Raw genomic sequence first — 24,222 nt, forward strand, 5'->3', positions numbered from 1 at the left:
GCATGGCGGGCATGGCTACTCATGTGATCACCGGAGCCGGTTCCGGCATCGGCGCGGCCGTGGCCCGCCGTCTGCACGCACGCGGGGACGACCTCGTGCTGCACGCGCGCGACGCGGGCCGCGCGAAGGAGCTGGCGGCCGAGTTCCCCGGGGCGAGGACCCTGGTCGGTGACCTCGCCGACCCCGACAGGCTCTCCTGGGCCTTCTCCCACCAGTCGCTGCCCGACCGCGTGGACTCGCTGCTGCACATCGCCGGGGTCGTCGACCTCGGTCCGGTCGGCGAGCTCACCCCCAAGACCTGGCGCCACCAGCTCAACGTCAACCTCGTCGCCCCGGCCGAGCTGACCCGCCACTTCCTGCCCCAGCTGCGCGCCGCCCGCGGCCACGTGGTCTTCGCCAACTCCGGCGCCGGGCTGAGCGCCCACGCCGGCTGGTCCGCGTACGCGGCCTCCAAGCACGGTCTGAAGGCCCTCGCCGACTCCCTGCGCCACGAGGAGCACGCGGGCGGTGTCCGCGTCACCTCGGTCTACCCCGGCCGCACGGCCAGCCCCATGCAGGCCAAGGTCCACCAGCAGGAGGGCAAGGAGTACGACGCGTCGAAGTGGATCGACCCCGAGTCGGTCGCCACGACGATCCTGATGGCCCTGGACCTGCCGAGGGACGCCGAGGTCAACGACCTGACGGTACGTCCGGGGAACTGACCGGCCGGGCCGCTGCGTAGGCTGCTCCGGTGAGCGAAAACAGCCAGTTCAGGTTCGGTGCCGCCACAGGTGTCGGCTCCCTGCCCGGGGGCGACGCCCGGGAGGCCGTCAGAACCGTCACCGGAACCTTCGAGGACTTCCCCTTCCTGCCGGAACTGCCCGCCCGCGGACCCGGCGCGGACATGATCGGGCGGACCGCAGGCATGCTCGTCGAGCTGTACGCGCGCGTGGAGCCCAGCGGCTGGCGACTCGGCGACCGCCCGGGGCGGGACACCAGACGGGCCCGCTCCTGGCTCGGCGAGGACCTCGACGCGCTGGAGGAATTCACGCAGGAGTACGCGGGGCCGCTGAAGGTGCAGGTCGTGGGGCCCTGGACCCTCGCCGCCCATCTGGAGCTGCGCAACGGCGAGGCCGCCCTCTCCGACCCCGGCGCCTGCCGCGACCTCGCCGCCTCGCTCGCCGAGGGGCTCCGCCTGCACCTCGCCGAGGTCCAGCGGCGTGTCCCCGGCGCGCGGCTCGTCCTCCAGCTCGACGAGCCGTCCCTCACCGCCGTCCTGCGCGGCCAGGTGAAGACGGCCAGCGGCTACCGCACCCACCGGGCCGTCGACCGGCAGGTCGTCGAGCAGACGCTGCGCGACCTCGTCGGGGTGCACACCGGCGGGCCGGTCGTCGTCCACTCCTGCGCCCCCGACGTCCCGTTCGCCCTGCTGCGCCGGGCGGGCGCCGCGGCCGTCTCCTTCGACTTCTCCCTGCTCACCGAGCGTGACGACGAGGTGATCGGCGAGGCGGTGGAGGCCGGCACCCGGCTCTTCACCGGTGTCGTCCCGTCCGCGGAGGGACCATTGTCAGACCCTGCCGGTAGCGTCATGGGTGTCAGGACGCTGTGGCGCAGGCTGGGGCTGTCACCGGGGCTTCTCGCGGAGGCGGTCACGGTCACGCCGGCGTGCGGACTCGCGGGGGCCTCCCCGGGGTACGCGCGCACGGCTCTCGCCCACTGCGTCCGGGCGGCGAGATCCCTCGCGGACAACCCAGAGTAACGGGAGGACGACACGGTGGCCGGCGACAAGCAAGCGGAGACGACGACGGTGCCCGCCGAGGCACGGGAGAAGCACGCGCGCCTCGCGGAGCAGATCGAGGAGCACCGCTTCCGCTACTACGTGAAGGACGCTCCCGTCGTCAGTGACGCGGAGTTCGACCAACTGCTGCGTTCCCTGGAGGCGCTGGAGGAGGAGTTCCCGGAGCTGCGCACCCCGGACTCACCGACCCAGAAGGTCGCCGGCGCGTACGAGACGGAGTTCACGGCGGTCGAGCACCGCCAGCGCATGCTCTCCCTCGACAACACCTTCAACGACGAGGAGCTCGCCGCCTGGTCGGAGCGCATCGCCAGGGAACTGGGCGAGCAGGACTACCACTTCCTGTGCGAGCTCAAGGTCGACGGCCTCGCCGTGAACCTCACCTACGAGCACGGCCGTCTCACGCGCGCGGCGACCCGCGGTGACGGCCGCACCGGCGAGGACATCACCCCGAACGTCCGGACGATCGCGGAGATCCCGGAGCGCCTCAAGGGCGACTTTGTCCCCGACCTCGTGGAGATCCGCGGCGAGGTCTACTTCCCGATGGAGAAGTTCCAGGAGCTCAACGCCCGTCTGGTCGCGGCAGGTGACAAGCCCTTCGCCAACCCGCGCAACGCGGCGGCCGGTTCGCTGCGCCAGAAGGACCCGCGCGTCACGGCCACCCGCCCGCTGCACATGGTGGTCCACGGCATCGGCGCCCTGGAGGGCTTCACCGGCCTCACCCGCCTCTCCCAGGCCTACGACCTGCTGGGGACCTGGGGCCTGCCCACCTCCCGGCACAACAAGGTGGTCGACGGCCTCGACGGCGTACGGGAGTTCATCGCGTACTTCGGCGAGAACCGCCACTCCGTGGAGCACGAGATCGACGGCGTGGTCGTCAAGCTGGACGAGATCCCCCTCCAGGGCCGCCTCGGCTCCACCTCGCGCGCCCCGCGCTGGGCGATCGCGTACAAGTACGCGCCGGAGGAGGTCAACACCAAGCTCATCAACATCCGCGTGGGCGTGGGCCGCACGGGCCGGGTCACGCCGTACGCCCAGGTCGAGCCGGTCACGGTCGCGGGCTCCGAGGTCGAGTTCGCCACGCTGCACAACCAGGACGTGGTCAAGGCCAAGGGCGTCCTCATCGGTGACACGGTGGTGCTGCGCAAGGCCGGTGACGTCATCCCGGAGATCCTCGGGCCCGTCGCCGACCTGCGCGACGGCACCGAGCGCGAGTTCGTGATGCCGAGCGAGTGCCCCGAGTGTGGTACGGCGCTCAGGCCGATGAAGGAGGGCGATGTCGACCTGCGCTGTCCGAACGCCCGCACCTGCCCGGCCCAGTTGCGCGAGCGCCTGTTCTACCTCGCGGGCCGCAAGGCGCTGGACATCGAGCACTTCGGCTACGTCGCCGCCGCCGCCCTCACCAAGCCGCTGGAGCCCGAGGACCCGCCGCTGGTGGACGAGGGCGACCTCTTCGACCTCACCGTCGACCGGCTGCTGCCCATCAAGGCGTACGTCCTCGACCCGGACAGCGGCCTGCCCAAGCGCGACCCGAAGACCGGTGAGGAGAAGGTCGCCACGATCTTCGCCAACCAGGAGGGCAAGCCCCGTAAGAACGCGCTCGCCATGCTGGAGAACATCGCTGCGGCCAAGCAGCGCCCGCTCGCCCGGATCATCACCAGTCTGTCGATCCGTCATGTCGGACCGGTCGCCGCCGAGGCACTGGCTCGCGAGTTCCGCTCGATCGAGCGCATCGACCAGGCCACGGAGGAGGAACTGGCGGTCACCGAGGGCGTCGGCCCGACCATCGCCGCCTCCCTCAAGCAGTGGTTCGCCGAGGACTGGCACCGCGAGATCATCCGAAAGTGGAAGGCCGCCGGTGTCCGCATGGAGGAGGAGAGCACCGGCGAGGGCGAGGGACCGCGCCCCCTCGAAGGGCTCACGGTCGTCGTCACCGGCACTCTCGAACACTTCACGCGGGACGGCGCCAAGGAGGCGTTGCAGAGCCGCGGAGCGAAGGTGACCGGATCGGTTTCGAAGAAGACGTCGTTCGTCGTTGTGGGTGACAACCCTGGCTCGAAATACGACAAGGCGATGCAGCTGAAGGTCCCGGTCCTGAACGAGGAGGGTTTCGGCGTCCTGCTGGAACAAGGACCGGACGCGGCGGCCGAAGTCGCTCTTTCGGCCGAGGAGTAGCGGTTGAAGGCCACCCGTTCGGCGCATACCAGATGCATACGGGTGGCCGGGGCGCATTCGGGCAACCGTCGGCGACCGCTGCCCGTGGATGCCTTCTGCGGCCTACTGTTGAGATGTGCGCCTGCCGTGCCCAGCTGCGGTCGGGGCATCTTCGTGCTCGCGGAGCACGGGGAAGGTTTTCCCAACGCGGGCCGTTGAGGGTTGTCGGGCACCGGGCCGCGGGGCGTGGGCACCGCCGGCTGTGAGAGGGACGGGAATGGAACCGACCGAGAGCGCCGTGCCGGGCTCACGGCTGCGCCTGCGCCGCATGGCGGTCGTCTGGCGTGCAGTACGTGGGACGGGCCGGCCGGCGGGGCGTCCGGGCGCGCAAGTGCGCGCCGTCGGACAGTACACGGCGGACGGGCACACCTCCGGGGGGCGCGCCGCGGCGGACGGCCGCGGTGCCGCACAGCCGGCCACCGAGCACACGTCCGGCCTGACCGGTGCGGACGCGGACCCCGAACGGCACCTGTCCTGGCCCGCGCTGCCCGCGGCGGTCGTCGCGGCGGCCGGGTTCGTCCTGGGCGCCGGCTTCTACCGCGCCTTCACCGGCGGCCACGCGCTCTTCCCGTCCGGCACGGCCGGCTGGGCGCTGGCCGTGCTGACCGGCATCATCGTCGGCCACCTCGTCATGCTGGGCCGCTCCCGCTGGTGGGGTGGCACCGGCTCGGGCGCCGCCCTCACGCTCGCCGTGCTGCTGCTGTACGGCTGGCTGCCGGCCGGCATGGTCAGCCTCACGGTCGTGGTACTGGTCGGCATAGCCCGCCGCAACCGCTGGCGCCAGGGCATCCTGCACGGGGCGGTCGACCTCCTCGGCATCGGCGCCGGCGCCCTGGTGCTGGGCGTCTTCGGATCCGTACCGTCCGTCGAGTCCCCCTCGGATCCCGACAGCTGGACGCTCTACACCGCGCCCGAGGTCGTCATGGTCGCCGTCTCCTACCTGGCGGTCACCCGCGTCCTGCTCTGGTTCCTGCACGCCCCGCGCCCCGGTCTGCCCACCGTCGCCCGCACCGCCCTGGTCAGACAGGGCCTGGTCGCGGTCGCGCTGCTGGGGATCGCGCCGCTGGTCTGCGTGGTGGCCATGGCCAAGCCGATCCTGCTGCCGCTGTTCTCCATTCCCCTCATCGCCCTGGACTCCACGCTCTGGATAGCCCGGGCCCGGGCCGAGGAGCAGCTGCGCGACCCGCTGACCGGGCTGCCCAACCGCCAGTGGCTGCTGGAGCGCATCTGGACCGCGCTGGACGACGCCGAGCGGATCAACGCGCGCGCCGCCCTGATGCTGATCGACCTCGACCGTTTCCGGTCCGTCAACGACACGCTCGGTCATCTGGCCGGTGACCGGCTGCTCCTCCAGATCGCCGACCGGCTGCGGGTGGCGCTGCCGCGCGGGGCGGAGGCCGCGCGGCTCGGCGGGGACGAGTTCGCCGTCTTACTGCCCGTCGCCGACTCCACCACCTCCGCGACCCGGGTCGCCCGCAACCTGGTCTCCGCGCTCAGCTCCCCGCTCGACCTCGACGGCCTCACCCTCGTCCTGGAGGCCAGCGCCGGGGTCGCCGTCTTCCCCGACCACGCGCTGGACGCCGAGGGGCTGCTGCGGCGGGCGGACGTGGCGATGTACCAGGCGAAGCGCGACCGCACGGGCGTGGAGGTCTACGAGTCGAAGCGCGACTCGAACACCCCGGACCGGCTCGGTCTGCTGGGAGATCTCCGCAGGGCGCTGGACGCGCACGAGGTCGAGCTGCACTACCAGCCCAAGGTCCGCTTCGACGGACAGGTCGCGGGCCTGGAGGCCCTGGTCCGCTGGGTGCACCCCGAGCGGGGCAAGGTGCCGCCGGACGAGTTCATAGCGATCGCCGAGTCCTCGGGCCTGATGCCCCATCTCACCGAGTACGTCCTGGAGAGCGCGCTCGGCCAGGTCGCGCGGTGGCGGGCCCAGGGGCTGTTCGTCCCGGTCGCGGTCAACGTCTCCCCGCGTGACGTGCACACCCCCGGCTTCGCCGGCTCGGTCGCCGCGCGGCTCGCCCGGCACGGCGTCCCGGCGGGAGCGCTCCAACTGGAGATAACGGAACACGTCCTCCTGGAGGACCCGCAGCGCGCCGCCGACACCCTCAACGGACTGACCGGGCACGGCGTGAAGATGTCCCTGGACGACTTCGGCACGGGCTACTCGTCGCTGGTGCACCTGCGCAAGCTCCCGGTCAGCGAGCTGAAGATCGACCGCTCCTTCGTCGCCCGGCTCGCCGTCGACACGGAGGACGCGGAGATCGTGCGCTGCACGGTCGACCTGGCGCACTCCCTCGGTCTGCTCGTCGTCGCCGAGGGCGTCGAGGACGACGAGACCTGGGAGCGCCTGCGCGACCTCGGCTGCGACGCCGTCCAGGGCTGGCTGGTCGCCGCCGCGATGCCCCCCGAGGAGACCACGGCCTGGCTCCGCGCCCGGGGCTCCCGCGGCTGGCAGCGTCCCCGGGCCGCCCTCCCGGCGGCGACGGCGGACGACTCGGGCCGCATCGCCTGAGGCCCCGGCCCGGACCGGTTCGGTCTCCGGTCCTGAACGACTCCGGCGGGGCCGGGCCGCCGGGGCCGGGCAAACCGTTTCACGCTCACACCTGCCCGCCCCATAGGATTAGGGCCTGGCGCCACATTCCCGCCTGCCGTGCGACGCCTGGCACGCACGCTCGCCGCGTTGCCGAACCGCCCACGTGGCCCCGCCACGAGGACGCTCCGGCGCCTTGCGATCGCTCGCGCCGGAGGCCGCACGGCCCGCCCTCCGGGCGGACGACGGGAATGTGACGCCAGGCCCTAGGCCCCAACCACACACACTCACCCCAGAGGATCGCTGCATGCCTGGCATCACGCGCGAGGAGGTCGCCCACCTCGCCCGGCTGGCGCGTCTGGAGCTGAAGCCCGAAGAGCTTGACCACTTCGCGGGCCAGCTGGACGACATCATCGGCGCGGTGGCCCGCGTCAGCGAGGTCGCCGACCAAGACGTACCGCCGACCTCGCACCCGCTCCCGCTGACGAACGTCATGCGCCCGGACGAGGTCCGTCCCTCGCTCACCCCCGAGCAGGCGCTCTCCGGAGCCCCGGCCCAGGAGCAGCAGCGTTTCAAGGTGCCGCAGATCCTGGGGGAGGAGTAACCCGCCATGACGGACAGCCCCATCATCAAGCTCACGGCCGCCGAGACCGCCGCGAAGATCGCCTCCGGCGAGCTCACGGCCGTCGAGGTCACCGAGGCCCACCTCGCCCGGATCGAGGCCGTCGATGAGAAGGTGCACGCCTTCCTGCACGTCGACCGCGAGGGCGCGCTCGCCCAGGCCCGTGCCGTCGACGAGAAGCGCGCCAAGGGGGAGAAGCTCGGCCCGCTGGCCGGCGTTCCCCTGGCGCTCAAGGACATCTTCACCACCGAGGGGATCCCGACCACCGTCGGTTCGAAGATCCTCGAAGGCTGGCTCCCGCCGTACGACGCGACCGTCACCAAGCGGCTCAAGGCCGCCGACGTGGTCATCCTCGGCAAGACCAACATGGACGAGTTCGCCATGGGGTCCTCCACCGAGAACAGCGCCTACGGGCCGACCGGCAACCCCTGGGACCTGACCAAGATCCCCGGCGGCTCCGGCGGCGGTTCCTCCGCCGCGCTCGCCTCCTTCCAGGCCCCGCTCGCCATCGGCACCGACACCGGCGGCTCCATCCGCCAGCCCGCCGCCGTCACCGGCACGGTCGGCGTGAAGCCGACGTACGGCGGGGTGTCGCGGTACGGCATGGTCGCCTTCTCCTCCTCCCTGGACCAGGGCGGCCCCTGCGCCCGCACGGTCCTGGACGCGGCCCTGCTGCACGAGGTGATCGCCGGTCACGACCCGATGGACTCCACCTCGATCGACGCCCCGGTCCCGCCGGTCGTCGAGGCCGCCCGCAACGGCAGCGTCGAGGGCATGCGCGTCGGCGTCGTCAAGCAGTTCCGCGGCGAGGGCTACCAGGCCGGTGTCATCCAGCGGTTCGACGAGTCCGTCGCGCTGCTGAAGGAACTGGGCGCCGAGATCGTCGAGCTGGACTGCCCGTCCTTCGACCTCGCGCTGTCGGCGTACTACCTGATCGCGCCGTCCGAGTGCTCCTCCAACCTCGCCCGCTTCGACGGCCTGCGCTACGGCCTGCGTACCGGCGACGACGGCACGCACTCCGCCGAGGAGGTCACCTCCCTGACCCGCGAGGCCGGCTTCGGCCCCGAGGTCAAGCGCCGCATCATGCTCGGCACGTACGCGCTGTCCAGCGGCTACTACGACGCGTACTACGGCAGCGCCCAGAAGGTCCGCACGCTCATCAAGCAGGACTTCGACAAGGCGTTCGAGCAGGTCGACGTGATCGTCTCCCCGACGACCCCGACCACCGCCTTCCCGATCGGCGAGCGCGCCGACGACCCGATGGCGATGTACCTCGCCGACCTGTGCACCATCCCGACCAACCTGGCGGGCAACGCGGCCATGTCGCTGCCGTGCGGTCTCGCCCCGGAGGACAACCTCCCGGTCGGTCTTCAGATCATCGCCCCGGTCATGAAGGACGACCGCCTCTACAAGGTCGGCGCCGCCGTCGAGGCCGCCTTCGTGGAAAAGTGGGGCCACCCGCTGATCGAGGAGGCTCCGTCGCTGTGAGTGCACTGACCAAGGCCAAGGGCTTCAAGAAGTCCAGGTCCGGCACGTACCTGTCCATGGCCGGTACCGCGTTCGGCGCGATCGGCGTCGCCAAGCGGCTGAAGAAGGCCCGCGCCGAGAAGGACACCCTGGTCCTGATCGACGCCACCGTGTCCGCCGTCGCCATCGTCACCGGTCTCGCGATCCTGTACCGCGAGCTGAAGCGGCTGGGCGACGACGACGTCCTGCTGGGCTGAGAGGGAAGTTTCACCGTGACCACCACGACCGACCTGGTGTCGTACGAGGAAGCACTCGCGTCGTACGACCCCGTCATGGGCCTCGAGGTCCATGTCGAACTCGGCACCAAGACCAAGATGTTCTGCGGTTGCTCGACCGCCCTCGGCCAGGACGCCAACGCGCAGACCTGCCCCGTGTGCCTCGGCCTGCCCGGCGCGCTCCCGGTCGTCAACGCGACCGGCGTCGAGTCCGCGATCAAGATCGGCCTCGCGCTGAACTGCGAGATCGCCGAGTGGTGCCGCTTCGCCCGGAAGAACTACTTCTATCCGGACATGCCGAAGAACTTCCAGACCTCCCAGTACGACGAGCCGATCGCCTTCAACGGTTACCTCGACGTACAGCTGGAGGACGGCGAGACCTTCCGCGTGGAGATCGAGCGCGCCCACATGGAGGAGGACACCGGCAAGTCCACGCACGTGGGCGGTGCGACGGGGCGCATCCACGGCGCCTCGCACTCGCTCCTGGACTACAACCGCGCCGGCATCCCGCTCATCGAGATCGTCACCAAGCCGATCGTCGGCGCGGGCGAGCGCGCCCCCGAGGTGGCGAAGGCGTACGTCCGTGAGCTGCGCGAGGTCATCAAGGCGCTCGGCGTCTCCGAGGCCCGTATGGAGATGGGCCAGATGCGCTGCGACGTGAACCTGTCGCTGCGCCCGAACGGCACCGAGAAGTTCGGCACGCGTTCCGAGACGAAGAACGTCAACTCGCTGCGGTCCGTGGAGCGCGCGGCCCGCTTCGAGATCCAGCGGCACGCGGCCGTGCTGAGCAGCGGCGGGACGATCATCCAGGAGACCCGGCACTTCCACGAGGACACGGGGTCGACGACCTCGGGCCGGGTGAAGGAGGAGGCCGAGGACTACCGGTACTTCCCGGAGCCCGATCTCGTCCCGGTGGCCCCGTCCCGGGAGTGGGTCGAGGAGCTGCGGGCCGCGCTGCCCGAGCTGCCGCTGGTCCGCCGCAACCGGCTCCGCGAGGAGTGGGGCGTCTCGGCCACCGACATGCAGGCGATCCTCAACGCCGGTGCGCTGGAGCCCATCGTCGCCACCATCGAGGCCGGGGCCGACGCCGCCTCCGCCCGCAAGTGGTGGATGGGCGAGCTGGCCCGCAGCGCCAACGAGTCGGGCAAGGCGCTCGACGAGCTGGCGATCACGCCGCAGCAGGTGGCGCGGGTCACCGAGCTGGTCGCGAAGGGCGACCTGAACGACAAGCTGGCCCGTCAGGTCATCGAAGGCGTCCTCGCGGGCGAAGGCACCCCGGACGAGGTCGTCGACAAGCGCGGTCTGAAGGTCGTCTCCGACGAGGGCGCGCTCACGGCCGCCGTCGACGAGGCGATCGCCGGCAACCCGGCCATCGCGGACAAGATCCGCGGCGGCAAGGTGGCGGCGGCCGGCGCGCTGGTCGGCGCGGTCATGAAGGCGACCCGGGGCCAGGCCGACGCGGCCCGCGTCAAGGAGCTGATCCTTCAGAAGCTGGGCGTCAGCGAGGGCTGAGCCCGGCGTTTTCCACAGCCCTGGGGGGATGCATCGGGACCGGTGCATCCCCCCAGGTGTGCCGCATCAGAGGCGGCGCCCCACGACGCGTGCGAAACCGAGGACGTGCTCCTCGTCGGCGTGCATCAGCTCCACCGACCAGCGAGCCATGTCCGCCATGAACTCGCTCGGGCTCTCCTCGGCGCACACCTCGCTCCACAGGAGCCAGTCGCGCCAGCCGTCCTCCAGCCAGTCGGCCGTCTCGACCTCCACGGCCCCGGTGCGCGTCCACTGCCGCCGCCACCAGGCGGGGGAGTGGAACGCCCAGAAGCCCGGGTCCTTCCGCCAGTACTCCTTCAGGTGCTCCGGCGGCTCGACGCCGTCGATCTCCTCGCGCAGCGCCGGTACGACGACGCCGATCCGCCCGCCGGGCTTCAGCAGCCGGGTCACGGTGGGCAGATACAGATCGTTGGTGCCGAAGTACTGGTAGGCGTCGACGGAGACGATCGCGTCGAAGCTGCCCGCGCCGAACGGCAGGTCGTGCGCCTCCGCGAACACGGGCAGGACGCGGTCCGCGACGCCGGCCTCGGCGATCCGCGCCGCATTCTCGTCGGGCTTGATCCACAGGTCGGCGGCGACGACCTGGACGTCGTACTCCTTCGCGAGGAACACGGACGTCATGGCGCGTCCGCAGCCCAGGTCGAGCACGCGCGCGCCGGGGGGCAGCTGCTCCAGGCCCAGCGCCGGGGCCAGCCACTCCAGCAGCCACAGAGCGTTCGGGCCCATCTGGTTCTCGATGGTCCAGCGGGCGTCGTAGGCGTTGCTGCGGGGGTAGCGGGGGTGGGTCAGACGGTCAGTGAGATGGTCGTTCGAGGTCCTGGAAGCGATGTCGGACATCGGTGAACGGGCTCCTTGAGTCCTTGAGGAAGAAGGGGGATGCGTAGGAGCTCGGTCGGACCGTCAAACAATGCACCTGCTTCGGCCGGGCGGCGACGTGCCGCGGGCGTTCCTCGGACCCGCGGACGCTAGCAGCCGGCCCGTCGGCCCCGCACCCGGTTTTCCCGCCCGACGCGCTACCGTCTCGGCCATGAGTGGACGCGCTGATTCCGACACCGATCCTGAGATAACGGACCCGGAGGCAGCCGCCGCGCAGGACACCGAGCCGGATGCCGCGCCGGACGAGCCCGATGACGAACCGGCCGAGCCGGACGACGAGCCGGACGACGAGCCGGACGACGCCGACGATCCGGCGGAGGGCGCGCGGCGGGCCCGCTGGACGGCGGCGGGTACCGGCGCCGCGCTCACCCTGGCAGGGCTGTCCGCGGCACTGCTCCGCCTCACCCGCTCCGCACCGGCATTCGTCCCGGCGGCGTACGCCTGCGGCGCGGCCGTCTGCGCGGGCGCCGCCGTGCTGGGCGCCCGCGGACGCACCCGACGGGCGCTGTGGCTGCTGATCGCCGGCGTGATGGTGATGGCGCTGGGGGATCAGTTCGACTGACCGCATCGCTGTGAATAAGCCCACGAAACCGACAAATGATCTCGTTCGCCTGTAAGAGTGATTCCGCATTGCTCATGCGTTCTTTGCGGGCTGTTCAGTTCATGGACAACTGTTCCCGGTCAAAGATCCAAAAAAGTCACCCTGGGAGCACGTTTCGTGGCAGCCCTCGCACGCTGGTGTGTCCAACGCCGTCTGGTCACCGTTCTGCTGTGGCTCCTCGCCTTCGCGGGGGTGGCCGCGGGGGCCGCCGTCGCCGGCTCCGCGTACTCGAACGACTACCAGGTCCCGGGCACCGAGTCGGGCCGCGCCACCCAGCTGCTGCACGAGGGCTTCCCGCGACTCGGCGGCGACAGCGACACCGTCGTCTGGCACACCAGCTCCGGCAGCGTCCGCGCCGCCGACGTCGAGCAGACGATGACCCGCGCCCTGGAACGCGTCGAGAACCTGCCCGGCGTGGCCTCCGTGACCAGCCCCTACGACGGGCCGGGCACGGGACGCGTCAGCGAGGACGGCCGTACGGCGTACGCCACGGTAACCTTCGACGACCCGGCGCAGGACATCAGCAAGAGCGAGGCGCAGGCCGTCGTCGACACCGCGAAGAGCGCGGAGACCGACGGGCTCCAGGTGGAGCTGGGCGGCAGCGCCGTCGGGCTCACCCAGTCCTCCGGCGGGCACCTCGCCGAGGTCATCGGCGTGGTGGTCGCAGCGGTCGTGCTGTTCCTCGCCTTCGGCTCGCTCGCCGCCTCACTGCTGCCCATCGCCACCGCCCTGGTCGGCGTCGGCACCGCCTACGCCGGGATCGTGCTGCTCGGGCACGCCATGACCGTCGCCGACTTCGCCCCCATGCTCGGCATGCTGATCGGGCTCGGCGTCGGCATCGACTACGCGCTGTTCATCGTCACCAGACACCGGCGCGGGCTGAAACGCGGGCTGTCCGTCACCGAGGCGGCCACCAACGCCGTCGCGACCACGGGACGGGCGGTCGTCTTCGCGGGTGCCACCGTTTGCATCGCCCTGCTGGGCATGTTGATCCTGCGGCTGAGCTTCCTCAACGGCGTCGCCTTCGCCGCCAGTCTGACCGTGATCCTCACCGTCGCGGCCTCCGTGACGCTGCTGCCCGCCCTGCTGTCCCTCATCGGCATGCGGGCGCTCAGCCGCCGCGAGCGCCGCCGCCTGGCGGAGCACGGGCCCGAACCCGAACTGCCCACGGGCTTCGCCGCCCGCTGGTCGGCATTCGTCGAGCGCCACCCCAAGGTGCTCGGCGTGGTCGCCCTGGTGGTCATGGCCGTCCTCGCGCTGCCCACGTTCTCCCTGCACCTGGGCACCTCCGACCAGGGCAACGACCCGAAGACATCCACCACCCGCCAGGCCTACGACCTCCTCGCCGAGGGCTTCGGCCCGGGCGTCAACGGCCCGCTCACCCTCGTCACGAAGGTCGACGGAGCGGACGACAAGCTCGCCCTGGACAACCTCGACGCCACGCTCCGGAGCACCGAGGGCGTCGCCTCGGTGACGCCGGTGACGTTCGGCTCCGGCGGCGACACCGCGTACCTCACCGTCGTACCGGAGTCCTCGCCGCAGTCGAAGCAGACCAGCGACCTCGTCGACCGGCTGCGCGACCAGGTGCTGCCCCGGGCGGAGGCGGGCACCTCGCTCGACGTGCAGGTCGGCGGCATGACGGCCGGCTACGACGACTTCGCCGACGTCATCGTCGCCAAGCTGCCGGTCTTCGTCGGGGTCGTGATCGGCCTGGGCTGTCTGCTGCTCCTGCTCGCCTTCCGCTCGATCGGCATCCCGCTGAAGGCCGCCGCGATGAACGTCGCCGCCGTGGCCTCCGCCTTCGGGGTGGTCGTCGCGATGTTCCAGTGGGGCTGGGGCAGCGAACTGCTCGGCCTCGGCAGCGCCGGTCCCATCGAGCCCTTCCTGCCCGTGATCATGGTGTCGGTGCTCTTCGGCCTGTCCATGGACTACCAGGTCTTCCTGGTGAGCCGGATGTACGAGGAGTGGCTGGAGACCGGCGACAACCGGCGTGCCGTCCGGGTCGGCCTCGCCGAGACCAGCCGCGTGATCAACTCGGCGGCGGTCATCATGATCTCCGTCTTCCTCGCCTTCGTGCTCAGCGGCGACCGCGTGATCGCCATGTTCGGCATCGCCCTGGCCGCCGCCGTCGCCCTGGACGCCTTCGTCCTGCGCACGCTCCTCGTGCCCGCCCTGATGCACCTGCTCGGCGGCGCCAACTGGTGGCTGCCCCGCTGGCTCGACACGCGCATGCCCCGCATCAGCATCGAACCGCCCGAGAGCCGTGCCGCCCATGAGAGGCTGGCCGCCGCGACGGACGCCGAGGTGGCGGACGTCCTGGCGGAGGAGGAGCGGCAGCGGGATGTACGCGATATCCCTGGGTGACGACGGCGCCGAACTGCGCCCCCTGGAGCCCTGGCACGCGGAGGAGTTCTTCGCGCACCTGGAGCGGGGCAGGGACTTCATCGGGCGGTTCATCGGCTTCGGGTCACAGGAGACGGACGTGGAGTCCGCGCGGGCCCTGCTCCAGCGGTACGCCGACATGCGCGCCGCCGACACCCGCTCGCTGCACGGACTGTGGCTGAACGGCAAGCTCGTGGGCGGCGTGCTGTTCCTGAACTTCGACGCCGCGAGCGGCAACTGCGAGGTCGGCTGCTGGCTGGAGCCCGCCGGGACCGGGCGGGGACTGGTCACCCGGGCGATGCGCGTCCTCATCGACTGGGCGGTCGAAGAGCGCGGCATTCACCGGATCGAGTGGATCGCCGCTTCGGGCAATCAGGCGAGTCTGAACGTGGCGCGGCGCCTCGGCATGACCCGTGACGGTGTGCGGCGCGAGGCCCACCCCTATGGTGGCGTACGGCACGATCTCGAAGTCTGGTCGGTGCTGGCGCCCGAGTGGCGTGCCGCACGCGCGCGTGCCGCTCACGACGATCATTAAGAGACTTCTCAGACAGCGACCCTACGGTGCGACACATGGCAACGAACGCAGTGGACGAGACCGAGGCCACCGAGGCCACGACCGACGAGAAGGCGGTGGACACCACCAAGTCCGACGAGGTGACCCGGACCGAGGTCCCGGCCGAGGCCGCCGAGACCAAGGAGGAGGGCGCCTCCGGCGTCGGCCAGGGCGCTGCCGCCGTGGTCTCCGCCGCACTGGGCGTCGTCTCGCTCACCGGCAGCTGGATCGGCACGGTGGCTGCCGCACGGCAGAACCTCGTCGGTCAGCTGGAGACCGCGCAGAACGCGGGCGTGGCCAAGCAGATCCAGGCGGTCTACGGCGACGCCTGGCAGACCACCGCCCTGTGGGGCGGCCTGTTCGCGGTGACGGCGCTGATCGTCGGCGTCTTCGTGCTGGCCCGGCCGGCCTTCGGCACCCCTGGCAGGGTCCAGGCCCCCTGGATCAAGTCGGTCGCCTGGGCGGGTGTCGCGCTCGGCGTGATCGGCCTGTTCCTGGCCGTCCTCAAGTACACCGGCATCCTCCTCGGACTGCCGTCGGCCAGCTGAGGTTCCGCAGCTCCTGAGGGGTCTTAGGGCATCCGTGAGCACCTTACGGAGGCCCTGAGGCCCCTCAGCCGTGTCTAAGGCCCCGCCCGCCCCCGAAGATGCGGAACTCTCCCGATGTGGCAGCCCCGCCTGGGAGACGAAGGTGGAGGCATCGCAGAAAGCGAAGCCCTCGACCCGACCTCTCACCAAGGACACGCCATGTACGAGTACGAGTTCCAGCAGTTGCGCGCCGCCGACCTCATCCGCCGCGCCGACCACGAGCGCCAGGTCCGCGAGGCCGCCCGGGCCCGCCGCGCCGCCCGCCGCGAAGCCGCCGAAGGCTCCGCCGAGCACGAGAGCCATAGCCGCCGCTTCCGCCGGCCACGGTCCGCCCGGGCCGCGTGAACACGGGGGCGGGACCGGCCGCCTCCGTGATCGTCGGTGGGGAAGCGGCCGCTGACGCTGTGGCGGTCCGCCCGGAGGCGGCGGCCGGTTCGGTCGTCCGGGCGGCAGCGGCCGGCGGTCCGGTGGTCCGTCGTGGCCGAACCGGTGCCGCGCCGCCGGACCCGCATGCGATGCTCGGGTCCGTGGAGACCAGGTCCGTCAGCCCCGTGTTCGTCGGCCGCGCGGCCGAGTTGGGCTTGCTCGACGAAGTGCTCGCCGGTGCCGCCGCGGGCGACCCGCAGGCGTTGCTCATCGGCGGCGAGGCCGGAGTCGGCAAGACCCGCCTCGTCGAGGAGTTCGCCGTCGCGGCACGCAGGCGGGGCGCGGTCGTCGCGCTCGGCGGCTGCGTCGAGATCGGCGCCGACGGGCTGCCGTTCGCGCCGTTCTCCACCGCCCTGCGCGCCCTGCGCCGCGAGCTGCCCGGGCAACTCGCCGCCGCGGCCGCCGGACAGGAGGAGGAGCTGGCCCGGCTGCTCCCCGAGATCGGCACGGCCGCCGCACGCGAGGCGGCCCGGCACGACGAGGACGGCATGGCCCGCCTCTTCGAACTCACCGCTCGCCTGCTGGAGCGCGTCACCGCCGAGCACACCGTCGTCCTCGCCCTGGAGGACCTGCACTGGGCCGACGCCTCCACCCGGCACCTGCTCTCCTACCTCTTCCGCACCCTGCGCACCGGCCGCCTCGTCGTCCTCGCCACCTACCGCTCCGACGACATCCACCGCCGCCACCCGCTCCGGCCCCTGCTCGCCGAACTCGACCGGCTCCGCACCGTCCGCCGCCTCGAACTCGCCCGCTTCAACCGCGAGGAGGTGTGCCGCCAGGTCGCGGGCATCCTCGCCCAGGAACCCGACCCCGACCAGGTCGACGCGATCTTCGAACGCTCCGACGGCAACGCCTTCTTCGTCGAGGAACTCGCCGTCGCCGCCCACGAGGGCTGCCGCACGGGCCTGACCGACTCCCTGCGCGACCTGCTGCTCGTCCGGGTGGAAGGGCTGCCGGAGACCGCCCAGCAGGTCGCCCGGATCGTGGCCGAGGGCGGCTCCACCGTCGAGTACCGGCTGCTGGCCGCCGTCGCCCGGCTCGCCGAGGACGACCTCATCGAGGCGCTGCGGGCCGCCGTGAACGCCAGCATCCTCACCCCCGCGCCCGGCGGCGACGGCTACCGCTTCCGCCACTCCCTGGTCCGCGAGGCCGTCAGCGACGACCTGCTCCCCGGCGAGCGCTCCCGCCTCAACCGCCGCTACGCCGAAGCCCTGGAGACCGATCCGACCCTCGTCCCGGCCGACCAGCACGCGACGCGCCTGGCCAGCTACTGGTACCACGCCCACGACGCGGCCAAGGCCCTGCCCGCCGTGCTCGACGCCGCCGTCGAGGCCCGCCACCGCCACGCCTACGCCGAGCAACTGCGGCTGCTGGAACGGGCGATGGAACTGTGGGACGCCGCCCCCGAAGCCGTACGCCGGACCCTGCGCCCCGTCGACTACGCCGAGGTCTATCCGACCTGCGGCGGCCCGGAGACCACCGCGCTGCGCCACCTCGACCTGCTGGCCGAGGCGGCCGTCGCCGGACGGCTCTGCGGCGAGCGCGAACGCGCCCTGAAGATCACCAAGCGGGCGCTGCGCCAGCTGGACGAGGAAGACGACCCCCTGCGCGCCGCCTGGTTCTGGATCCAGCGCTCCCGGCTGGTGCAGCGGCTCGCCCGCGGCGACGGCTGGAAGGAGATCGCCACCGCGCAGGACCTGGTCCGCGGCCTGCCGCCGTCCGAGGTGCACGCCGAGGTGCTCGCCACGGTCGCCCACTGGTCGATGCTCCACCAGCCGGGCCCGGAGGCCCTGACGGCCGCCGAGCGGGCGGTGGAGTACGCGCGCATGGTGGGCGCCGACGACATCGAGGCCAACGCCCGGCTCACCCTCGGCGGACTCATGATCGACGCCGGGCAGATCGAGGCCGGGCTGGCCCACATGCACGAGGTCAGGGACGAGGTCGTCGCCCGGGGTCTCCCGGCGGTCGTGGGCCGCAGCCATGTGAACCTGCCCTCCGCCCTGGAAGGCATCGGGCGCTCCGAAGAGGCCGTGCGCGTCCTCCACGAGGGCCTGCGCCTCACCGGCAGGATGGGCCTGCGGGACGCCGAGGGCTGGGTCTGGGGCAACCTCGCCGAGTCGCTCATCTCCCTGGGCCGCTGGGACGAGGCGGCCGAGGCGGCCGTCAACGCCCAGCGGCGCGGGCAGACGGCCGCGCCGTACGGGTCGGGCGCCAACAGCCTGGCGTTCCTCGCCCTCGCCCGCGGCCGGGTGCCCGAGGCGGCTCGGCATCTCGCCGAGAGCCGCGCCTCCTACGGCCCCCACGACCCCATGCCGCAGCACGACCTGCCGATCGCCTGCCTCACCATCCAGGTCGCCGTCGCCGAGGGCCGCCTGGCCGACGCCCGTGCCGAACTGGCCCGCACCCTGGAGTCCGGTTTCCCGCCCGGCACCCAGCGCTACGCCTGGCCCCTGCTGCTCGAAGCCGCCACGGCCGAGGCCGACGCCCGGGCGCTGCCGACCGCGCGGGACGGCCGCGAAGGGGCCCTGGAGAGCATCTTCGAGGCCGTCAAACGCCTCACCACGAACGCCCCCGTCTGGCTCGCCCACGAGAGGTGGGTCCGCGCCGAACTCCACCGCGCCGAATTCCATGGCGCCGGAAGCCGGAGCGCCCCGGACACCTGGTCGGAGGTGGTCACGGCCTTCGAACCCCTGGACCGCCCCTACGACCTCGCCCGCGTCCGGTACCGACTGGCCGAGTCGCTGCTGACGGACGGCGGCGAGGCCGACGAGCGCGACCGGGCCACGGAACTGCTCCGCCTCGTCCATGCCGCGGCCCGCCACCTGGGGGCCCGGCCGCTCGCCGACGCCGCCACCGCGCTCGCCCGGCGCGCCCGCCTGCCGCTCACACCCGCCACGGAACCGGAGTCCGCCCCCGCGGACCCCGCCGAGGCGCTCGGCCTGACCAGCAGGGAGCGGGACGTGCTGCGCCTGGTCGCCGCCGGTCACACCAACCGCCGGATAGCCGAGGAACTTTTCATCTCCCCGAAGACCGCGAGCGTCCACGTCTCCAACATCCTGGCGAAGCTCGGCGTCTCCGGGCGCGGCGAGGCGGCGGCGGTGGCGCACCGGCTGGGGCTGTTCCCGGCCGAATCCGTCACGCCGGGCCCGGCAGGCTGAGGTATACGCTGTAAAGGACGTCGGGGGACTCGCGGCCCTGGGAGGCTCCGTGTTCAACATGTTCGAGGAACTGTTCGCACCCGGCCGCAAACACACCCGTGACGAACAGAACCGCCTGGAGCTGACCCGGCAGGACACCGGGGACGGCGATCCCGGACGCGGGCCGATAGACCTCTCGTCCGGGAAGGTCGTCGTACGCCCGCCACGGGAGCCGGAGGCCGAAGACCCCGAGGAGTGAGCCCGGGTCAGGTCACCCGCAGTTCCAGGATCCGGTCGTCCCCGTCCTTCGGACTGCCCCGGCCGTCCGTGTTGCTGGTCACCAGCCACAGCCGGTCGCCGCCGGCCGGGACCACCGTGCGCAGCCGGCCGTACTCGCCCTCCAGGAACGCCTGCGGTTCGGCAGAGGCCTCGGTGCCGTTCAGCGGGATGCGCCACAGCCGCTTGCCGCGCAGGCCCGCCATCCAGACCGACCCCTCGGCGTAGGCGATGCCGCTGGGCGAGGCCTCGGCCGTGGTCCACTGCTCGACCGGGTTGTGGAACCCGGAGTCGTCGGACCTGCCCTCGGCCTCCGGCCAGCCGTAGTTGTCGCCGGGCTTGATCGCGTTGAGCTCGTCCCAGGTGTCCTGGCCGAACTCCGAGGCGAACAGGCGCTGCTTGGCGTCCCAGGCGAGGCCCTGCACATTGCGGTGGCCGTACGAGTACACCGGCGAGTTCCGGAACGGGTTGCCCGGCGCCGGCTCGCCCTCCGGGGTCAGCCGCAGGATCTTGCCGCCCACGGAGTCCTTGTCCTGGGACAGGCCCGTGTCACCGCTCTCGCCCGTGCCGACGTACAGCATCTTGTCCGGGCCGAACTCGATCCGGCCGCCGTTGTGGATGAAGCCCTTGGGGATGCCCTTGAAGACCGTGTCGGGAGCGCCGAGCTGCTCGCCGGAGGGCTTCTTCTCGTCGTACAGCATGCGGACGATGCGGTTGTCGGAGGCCGAGGTGAAGTATGCGTAGACCATGTGGTCCGAGGCGTAGTCGGGCGACAGGGCGATGCCGAGCAGGCCGCCCTCACCGGCGGCCGATACGCCCGGCACCTCGCCCAGCTCGGTCTTCCTGCCGGTCTTCTCGTCGACCCGGACGATCGTCCCGTCGTCCCGCGAGGAGACGAGCAGGCCGCCGCCCGGCAGCGGGGCGAGGCCCCAGGGGGAGTCCAGGCCCTCGGCGACGGTCCGCACCACCTTCACCGAGCCCTTGGCGGGCGGTGTCTCCTGCCCGGCCTGTCCCGTCGGTGCGGACGACCCCGGTGCGCTACTGCTCGGGGAGGCGCTCTTGTCCGTGCCGGACGCTCCTCCGCCGTCGGAGGAGCAGCCGGCCGTCAGCAGGAGCGCGGCGGCGGCCAACACGGTCGGCACGGCTCGACGTTGCACGATCATGGTCCCTTCGACGGGGCAGGTCTTCTCCCTGTCATACACCGCCCGCGCCTCGCAAGTTCCCGATCACGGAACGCGCAGCCGCGAACACGGGGTTTGCCCGAAACGCCCCCGGCGCGGGACGGGGCTCAGTCCCACGACCCCTGTGCCGGCGGCAGTTCCGCCACCTCGCGCAGATCCTCGGCCGTCAGGCGCAGGGCCGCCGCGGCGGCGTTCTCCGTGACCCAGCGCTCCTGCTTCGTGCCGGGGACCGGGACCACGTGCCGGCCCTGGGCGAGGACCCAGGCGAGGGCGACCTGGGCGGGGGTGACGTGCTCACCGTGGCGCCGGGCCACCCGGCGCAGGCCCGCGACGATCGGCTGGTTCGCGGCCATCATCTCGGCCGTGAAGCGAGGGTGCCGGGCCCGGAGGTCGTCCGCCTCGAAGCCCGCGCCGGGCCGCAGCCGGCCGGTCAGGAAGCCGTTGCCGAGCGGCATCGCCGCCAGGAACCCGATGCCCCGCGTCTCGCACCACGGCAGCAGCGTCTCGAGCGCCTCCGGCGACCACACCGACAGCTCGGCCTCCACCGCGCTCACCGGGAACACCTGCTGCACCCGCTCCAGCTGCCGGATCGTCGCGTCGTGCAGCCGGGCCCCCGAGCGGCGGCCGGCCCGCGCGCCCACCGCGCACAGGCCCAACGCCCTGACCTTCCCGGCCCTGACGAGCTCCGCCATCGCGCCCCACGTCTCCTCGACGGGCACTTCGGGGTCGGCCCGGTGCAGCTGGTAGAGGTCTATGACGTCCGTCTGGAGGCGCCGCAGCGACGCGTCGCAGGCCCGTTTCACATACCCGGGGCGGCCGTTGGCGACGATGTGCTGGTCGCCCACGAGCAGACCGACCTTCGTCGACACGAACGCGTCCGACCGCCGCTCCTTCAACGCCCGCCCCACCAGGAGTTCGTTGGTGAAGGGGCCGTACATGTCGGCCGTGTCCAGCAGGGACGAACCCAGGTCGAGCGCCCGGTGCACCGCCCTGAGCGACTCGTCGCCGCGCTGCCGCGACGCGCTGTACGCCCAGCTCATCGGCATGCACCCGAGTCCGACGGCCCCCACCGCGAGCGCCGCCGCGCCGATCGTCCTGCGCTCCACCTGGTCGTGACCCTCCCTGTTCCGGCCACCCCAACCTAACCTCTGGCGTCGCACCCTCCTGACATAGCCTCCAGAGCATGACTGCTGATGTGTGGCTGCCCATCCCGCCGGACGAGATCGAGGGACTCCCCGGGGGCCCCGCCTACCGCTTCTGGAACGGTGAGGAGGACTTCCCGGCGGACCCGGCGGACTGCGCCTTCTATGTCGTCCCCTACATGAAGCCCAGCCCGCTCTGCGTGCGTCCGATGCCGGAGATGAGCCACGTACAGGTCGTGCAGACCCTCTCGGCCGGGATCGACCACGTGGAGCCGGGGCTGCGGCACCTGCGTCCGGGGGTGCGGCTGTGCAACGCGCGCGGAGTGCACGAGGCCAGCACCGGAGAGCTCACCCTCGCGCTGATCCTGGCCTCGCTGCGTGGTGTCCCCGACTTCGTCCGTGCGCAGGACCGCGGGGAGTGGCTCGCCGGCTTCCGGCCCGCGCTCGCCGACAAGAACGTCCTCATCGTCGGATACGGATCGATCGGCGAGGCCATCGAGGACCGGCTCGTTCCGTTCGAGGTGGCGCGGGTGGCGCGCGTCGCGCGCTCCGAGCGCACCACGGCGCGCGGGCCGGTGCATCCGCTCACCGAACTCCCCGCGCTGCTCCCGGAAGCGGACGTCGTCATCCTGTCCACGCCGCTCACCGAAGCGACCCGTGGCCTGGCCGGGGCCGACTTCATGTCCCGGATGAAGGACGGGGCGCTCCTCGTCAACGTCGCCCGCGGCCCCGTCGTCGACACCAAGGCGCTGCTCGCGGAACTGGAGAGCGGCCGCATCACCGCCGCCCTCGACGTCACCGACCCGGAGCCCTTGCCGCGCGAACACCCGCTGTGGCGTGCGCCGGGGGTACTCATCAGCCCGCACGTCGGCGGTCCCACCTCCGCGTTCCTGCCGCGCGCCAAGCGGCTCCTGGTGGACCAGTTGAACCGTTATGTGAACCGGGAGCCGCTGCGCAACGTGATCCTTACGACGGGTGCATCAACCGGCTGATCCGAACTCGAGTACCGTCCGCAATCCTTCGGGCGCGGTGGGTACTCATATATCTGTTGATCGTCACGGAGAGTAGAGAACCTATGTCCCTGAGTGACGAGACTGGTGTATCGTCCCGACAGGGGCTGCGCCGCGGACCGTTCGGCGCCGGGGATGGACACTTCGGACTGTGAGGGGGGCGACAGGCGATGCACGGCCTATGGACGAGCGATCCGACGGGGCGGGGCTGCCGGCGGCGACCCTGGCGGACGGCCGCGGGCAGACGCGGTCACCACGCCGATCACGGCGGGCACCACACCCACCACAGCGACCAGCGCACCGACCACAGCCATCGCCGCCGCAGGCCCGGCAGCCGCGGAAGGCATGGCCAGCCGGCGCACCGGGGCCCAGGGGACCCGGGGGCGGCTCGGACCGGGAGGGCCCGGTGAGCGCGCCGCCGACCCCCGCACCCACGCTCGACGGAGCGCTGCGGGCACAGCCTCCGTCCCCGGGGGCGCTGCTGCCCCGCACACCGGCCCCCGGCCCCCGGCCGGGCCCGGCCCTCCAACTCGTCCTCGCCCTGGTCTGCGCGGGATACGCCGTCGGTTCCGCGCTCGGCTGGGGTTCGAGCGAACTGGCTCTGATCATGGGCGACTTCGGGCTGAGCGCCGCGGCGGCCACCGCCGCCGTGTCGTGCTTCCTCTACGCCCGCAGCCGCCACACCCGCTTTCGACCCGCCTGGCTGCTGTTCGGCCTCTCCTCGGCCATGGCGTCCCTGGGCAACCTGGTCTGGGGGTGGTACGAGGTCGTCCTCGGACAGCCCGTGCCCAGTCCCAGCTACGCCGACCTGTTCTTCCTCTGCTTCGCCCCGCCCGCGATCGTCGGGCTGCTCGTGCTCGCCAAGCGGCCGGTCACCAAGGCCGGCTGGGTCTGCCTCGGGCTGGACGCCTGGCTGATCGGCGGCTCGCTGCTCACCCTGGCCTGGAGCCTCGCCCTCGCCCAGGCCGCGAAGTCCGAAGGGCCCGGCGTGGCGCACACCGCGCTGTCGCTGGCCTACCCGCTGCTCGACATCGCGCTGGTCAGCATGGTCCTCGCGCTGCACTTCAGGCGGTCGGCGGTGAACCGCTCCGCCGTCAACACCGCGATCGGCGCGCTCGCGCTGACCGTGATGTGCGACGCCCTGTTCACCTCACCGCTGATGCACCACGACTACCACTCGGGCCAGCTGCTCGACGCGGGCTGGTTCGCCGGCTCGCTGCTCCTGGCCTACGCCCCGTGGGCCGGGCCCCGCACGCCGGACACCGACCGGCAGGGCCCGGCGGGGCGCACGCGCGTGGTGCACGAGCACATGCCCGGGCAGCGCGGCGGCCCGCACCCCCCTCTGCCCCTGCCCGGAGGCGAGCTCGGCCGGTATCCGGCCGCCCGGCCCATCGCCGGTTCCCTCGCCGCCCTCACGCCGTATCTCGCGGCGGCCGTGTGCACCCTGGGGATCCTCTACAACGTCCTCAACGGCCGCAGCGTCGACCGCGTGGTCCTGCTCACCGGCGGCACGGTCGTGCTCGCGCTCGTCGTGCGCCAGGGCATCATGCTGCTCGACAACATCACCCTCACCCAGGAGCTGGCGCAGCAGGAGAACCACTTCCGCTCCCTGGTG

19 protein-coding genes and 1 pseudogene are annotated in these 24,222 nt (G+C 72.1%); 17 read left to right on the forward strand and 3 right to left on the reverse strand.

The annotated features are described in order from the left end of the window. Positions 1–2 precede the first annotated feature (2 nt). The 8 genes from GTY47_RS39120 (at position 3) to gatB (ending at position 10,397) form a co-directional block, all read left to right on the forward strand. Positions 3–701: an SDR family oxidoreductase gene (locus GTY47_RS39120; RefSeq protein ID WP_029181303.1), complete on the forward strand. Its 699-nt coding sequence runs from the start codon at positions 3–5 to the stop codon at positions 699–701. A gap of 29 nt (positions 702–730) precedes the next feature. After that, positions 731–1,738, forward strand: a complete 1,008-nt coding sequence (locus GTY47_RS39125; RefSeq protein WP_010041810.1) for a methionine synthase — start codon at positions 731–733, stop codon at positions 1,736–1,738. 15 nt (positions 1,739–1,753) lie between these two features. Continuing rightward, a complete protein-coding gene (ligA, locus tag GTY47_RS39130; protein ID WP_010041811.1) occupies positions 1,754–3,949 on the forward strand; it encodes an NAD-dependent DNA ligase LigA in 2,196 nt (731 codons plus the stop codon). A gap of 256 nt (positions 3,950–4,205) precedes the next feature. Further along, positions 4,206–6,503 carry a bifunctional diguanylate cyclase/phosphodiesterase gene (locus GTY47_RS39135; protein WP_010041813.1) on the forward strand — a complete coding sequence of 766 codons (2,298 nt, stop codon included), beginning with the start codon at positions 4,206–4,208 and terminating at the stop codon, positions 6,501–6,503. 325 nt (positions 6,504–6,828) lie between these two features. After that, entirely contained in the window at positions 6,829–7,125 is a 297-nt protein-coding gene (gatC, locus tag GTY47_RS39140; RefSeq protein ID WP_004925108.1) for an Asp-tRNA(Asn)/Glu-tRNA(Gln) amidotransferase subunit GatC, read from the forward strand. Between the two features lie 6 nt (positions 7,126–7,131). Next, complete coding sequence (gene gatA, locus GTY47_RS39145; RefSeq protein WP_010041820.1) at positions 7,132–8,631, forward strand: Asp-tRNA(Asn)/Glu-tRNA(Gln) amidotransferase subunit GatA; 1,500 nt, start codon at positions 7,132–7,134, stop codon at positions 8,629–8,631. Beyond that, positions 8,628–8,867, forward strand: a complete 240-nt coding sequence (locus GTY47_RS39150) for a hypothetical protein (RefSeq protein WP_010041822.1) — start codon at positions 8,628–8,630, stop codon at positions 8,865–8,867. Before gatA ends, GTY47_RS39150 begins: the two co-directional genes overlap by 4 nt. 15 nt (positions 8,868–8,882) lie before the next feature. Next, on the forward strand, positions 8,883–10,397 hold the full coding sequence (gatB, locus tag GTY47_RS39155) for an Asp-tRNA(Asn)/Glu-tRNA(Gln) amidotransferase subunit GatB (protein WP_010041825.1): 1,515 nt from the start codon (positions 8,883–8,885) through the stop codon (positions 10,395–10,397). Positions 10,398–10,463: 66 nt separating this feature from the next. Here the strand turns inward: gatB and GTY47_RS39160 are convergent, their stop codons facing one another. Beyond that, positions 10,464–11,273 (reverse strand): methyltransferase domain-containing protein, encoded by an 810-nt coding sequence (locus tag GTY47_RS39160; protein ID WP_010041827.1) that lies wholly within the window; start codon positions 11,271–11,273, stop codon positions 10,464–10,466. 190 nt (positions 11,274–11,463) lie between these two features. Here GTY47_RS39160 and GTY47_RS39165 point away from each other — a divergent pair, with 190 nt between their 5' ends. The 7 genes from GTY47_RS39165 to GTY47_RS39195 all read left to right on the forward strand — a co-directional run bounded on the left by GTY47_RS39165 (position 11,464) and on the right by GTY47_RS39195 (position 19,257). After that, positions 11,464–11,874 carry a hypothetical protein gene (locus tag GTY47_RS39165; RefSeq protein WP_010041828.1) on the forward strand — a complete coding sequence of 137 codons (411 nt, stop codon included), beginning with the start codon at positions 11,464–11,466 and terminating at the stop codon, positions 11,872–11,874. A gap of 156 nt (positions 11,875–12,030) precedes the next feature. Beyond that, on the forward strand, positions 12,031–14,277 hold the full coding sequence (locus GTY47_RS39170; protein WP_010041831.1) for an MMPL family transporter: 2,247 nt from the start codon (positions 12,031–12,033) through the stop codon (positions 14,275–14,277). Then, positions 14,255–14,830, forward strand: a complete 576-nt coding sequence (locus GTY47_RS39175; protein ID WP_010041834.1) for a GNAT family protein — start codon at positions 14,255–14,257, stop codon at positions 14,828–14,830. The genes GTY47_RS39170 and GTY47_RS39175 overlap by 23 nt, the downstream gene beginning before the upstream one ends. A 35-nt stretch (positions 14,831–14,865) precedes the next feature. Then, positions 14,866–15,396 carry a hypothetical protein gene (locus tag GTY47_RS39180; RefSeq protein ID WP_040903413.1) on the forward strand — a complete coding sequence of 177 codons (531 nt, stop codon included), beginning with the start codon at positions 14,866–14,868 and terminating at the stop codon, positions 15,394–15,396. Between the two features lie 198 nt (positions 15,397–15,594). Beyond that, the gene (locus tag GTY47_RS39185) at positions 15,595–15,780 is read left to right on the forward strand and encodes a hypothetical protein (protein WP_010041838.1); all 186 of its coding nucleotides are present in this window, start codon (positions 15,595–15,597) and stop codon (positions 15,778–15,780) included. A gap of 170 nt (positions 15,781–15,950) precedes the next feature. Then, on the forward strand, positions 15,951–19,019 hold the full coding sequence (locus GTY47_RS39190; protein ID WP_040903420.1) for a helix-turn-helix transcriptional regulator: 3,069 nt from the start codon (positions 15,951–15,953) through the stop codon (positions 19,017–19,019). Between the two features lie 58 nt (positions 19,020–19,077). Further along, positions 19,078–19,257, forward strand: coding sequence for a DUF6191 domain-containing protein (locus GTY47_RS39195; protein WP_202459186.1), 180 nt, complete (start codon positions 19,078–19,080; stop codon positions 19,255–19,257). Positions 19,258–19,264: 7 nt separating this feature from the next. Here the strand turns inward: GTY47_RS39195 and GTY47_RS39200 are convergent, their stop codons facing one another. Beyond that, on the reverse strand, positions 19,265–20,437 hold the full coding sequence (locus GTY47_RS39200) for a PQQ-dependent sugar dehydrogenase (protein ID WP_010041846.1): 1,173 nt from the start codon (positions 20,435–20,437) through the stop codon (positions 19,265–19,267). A 125-nt stretch (positions 20,438–20,562) separates the two neighbouring features. After that, complete coding sequence (locus tag GTY47_RS39205) at positions 20,563–21,561, reverse strand: aldo/keto reductase (RefSeq protein WP_010041847.1); 999 nt, start codon at positions 21,559–21,561, stop codon at positions 20,563–20,565. A gap of 77 nt (positions 21,562–21,638) precedes the next feature. On the opposite strand from GTY47_RS39205, the gene GTY47_RS39210 reads away from it, so the two are divergent. Both GTY47_RS39210 and GTY47_RS39215 read left to right on the forward strand, forming a co-directional pair. After that, positions 21,639–22,589, forward strand: a complete 951-nt coding sequence (locus GTY47_RS39210) for a 2-hydroxyacid dehydrogenase (protein WP_029181304.1) — start codon at positions 21,639–21,641, stop codon at positions 22,587–22,589. Positions 22,590–23,013: 424 nt separating this feature from the next. Next, positions 23,014–24,222, forward strand: a pseudogene (locus tag GTY47_RS39215) (phosphodiesterase); the annotation flags it as partial.

This window comes from Streptomyces sp. SID5464 (assembly GCF_009862985.1).
Lineage (GTDB): Bacteria > Actinomycetota > Actinomycetes > Streptomycetales > Streptomycetaceae > Streptomyces > Streptomyces chartreusis_D.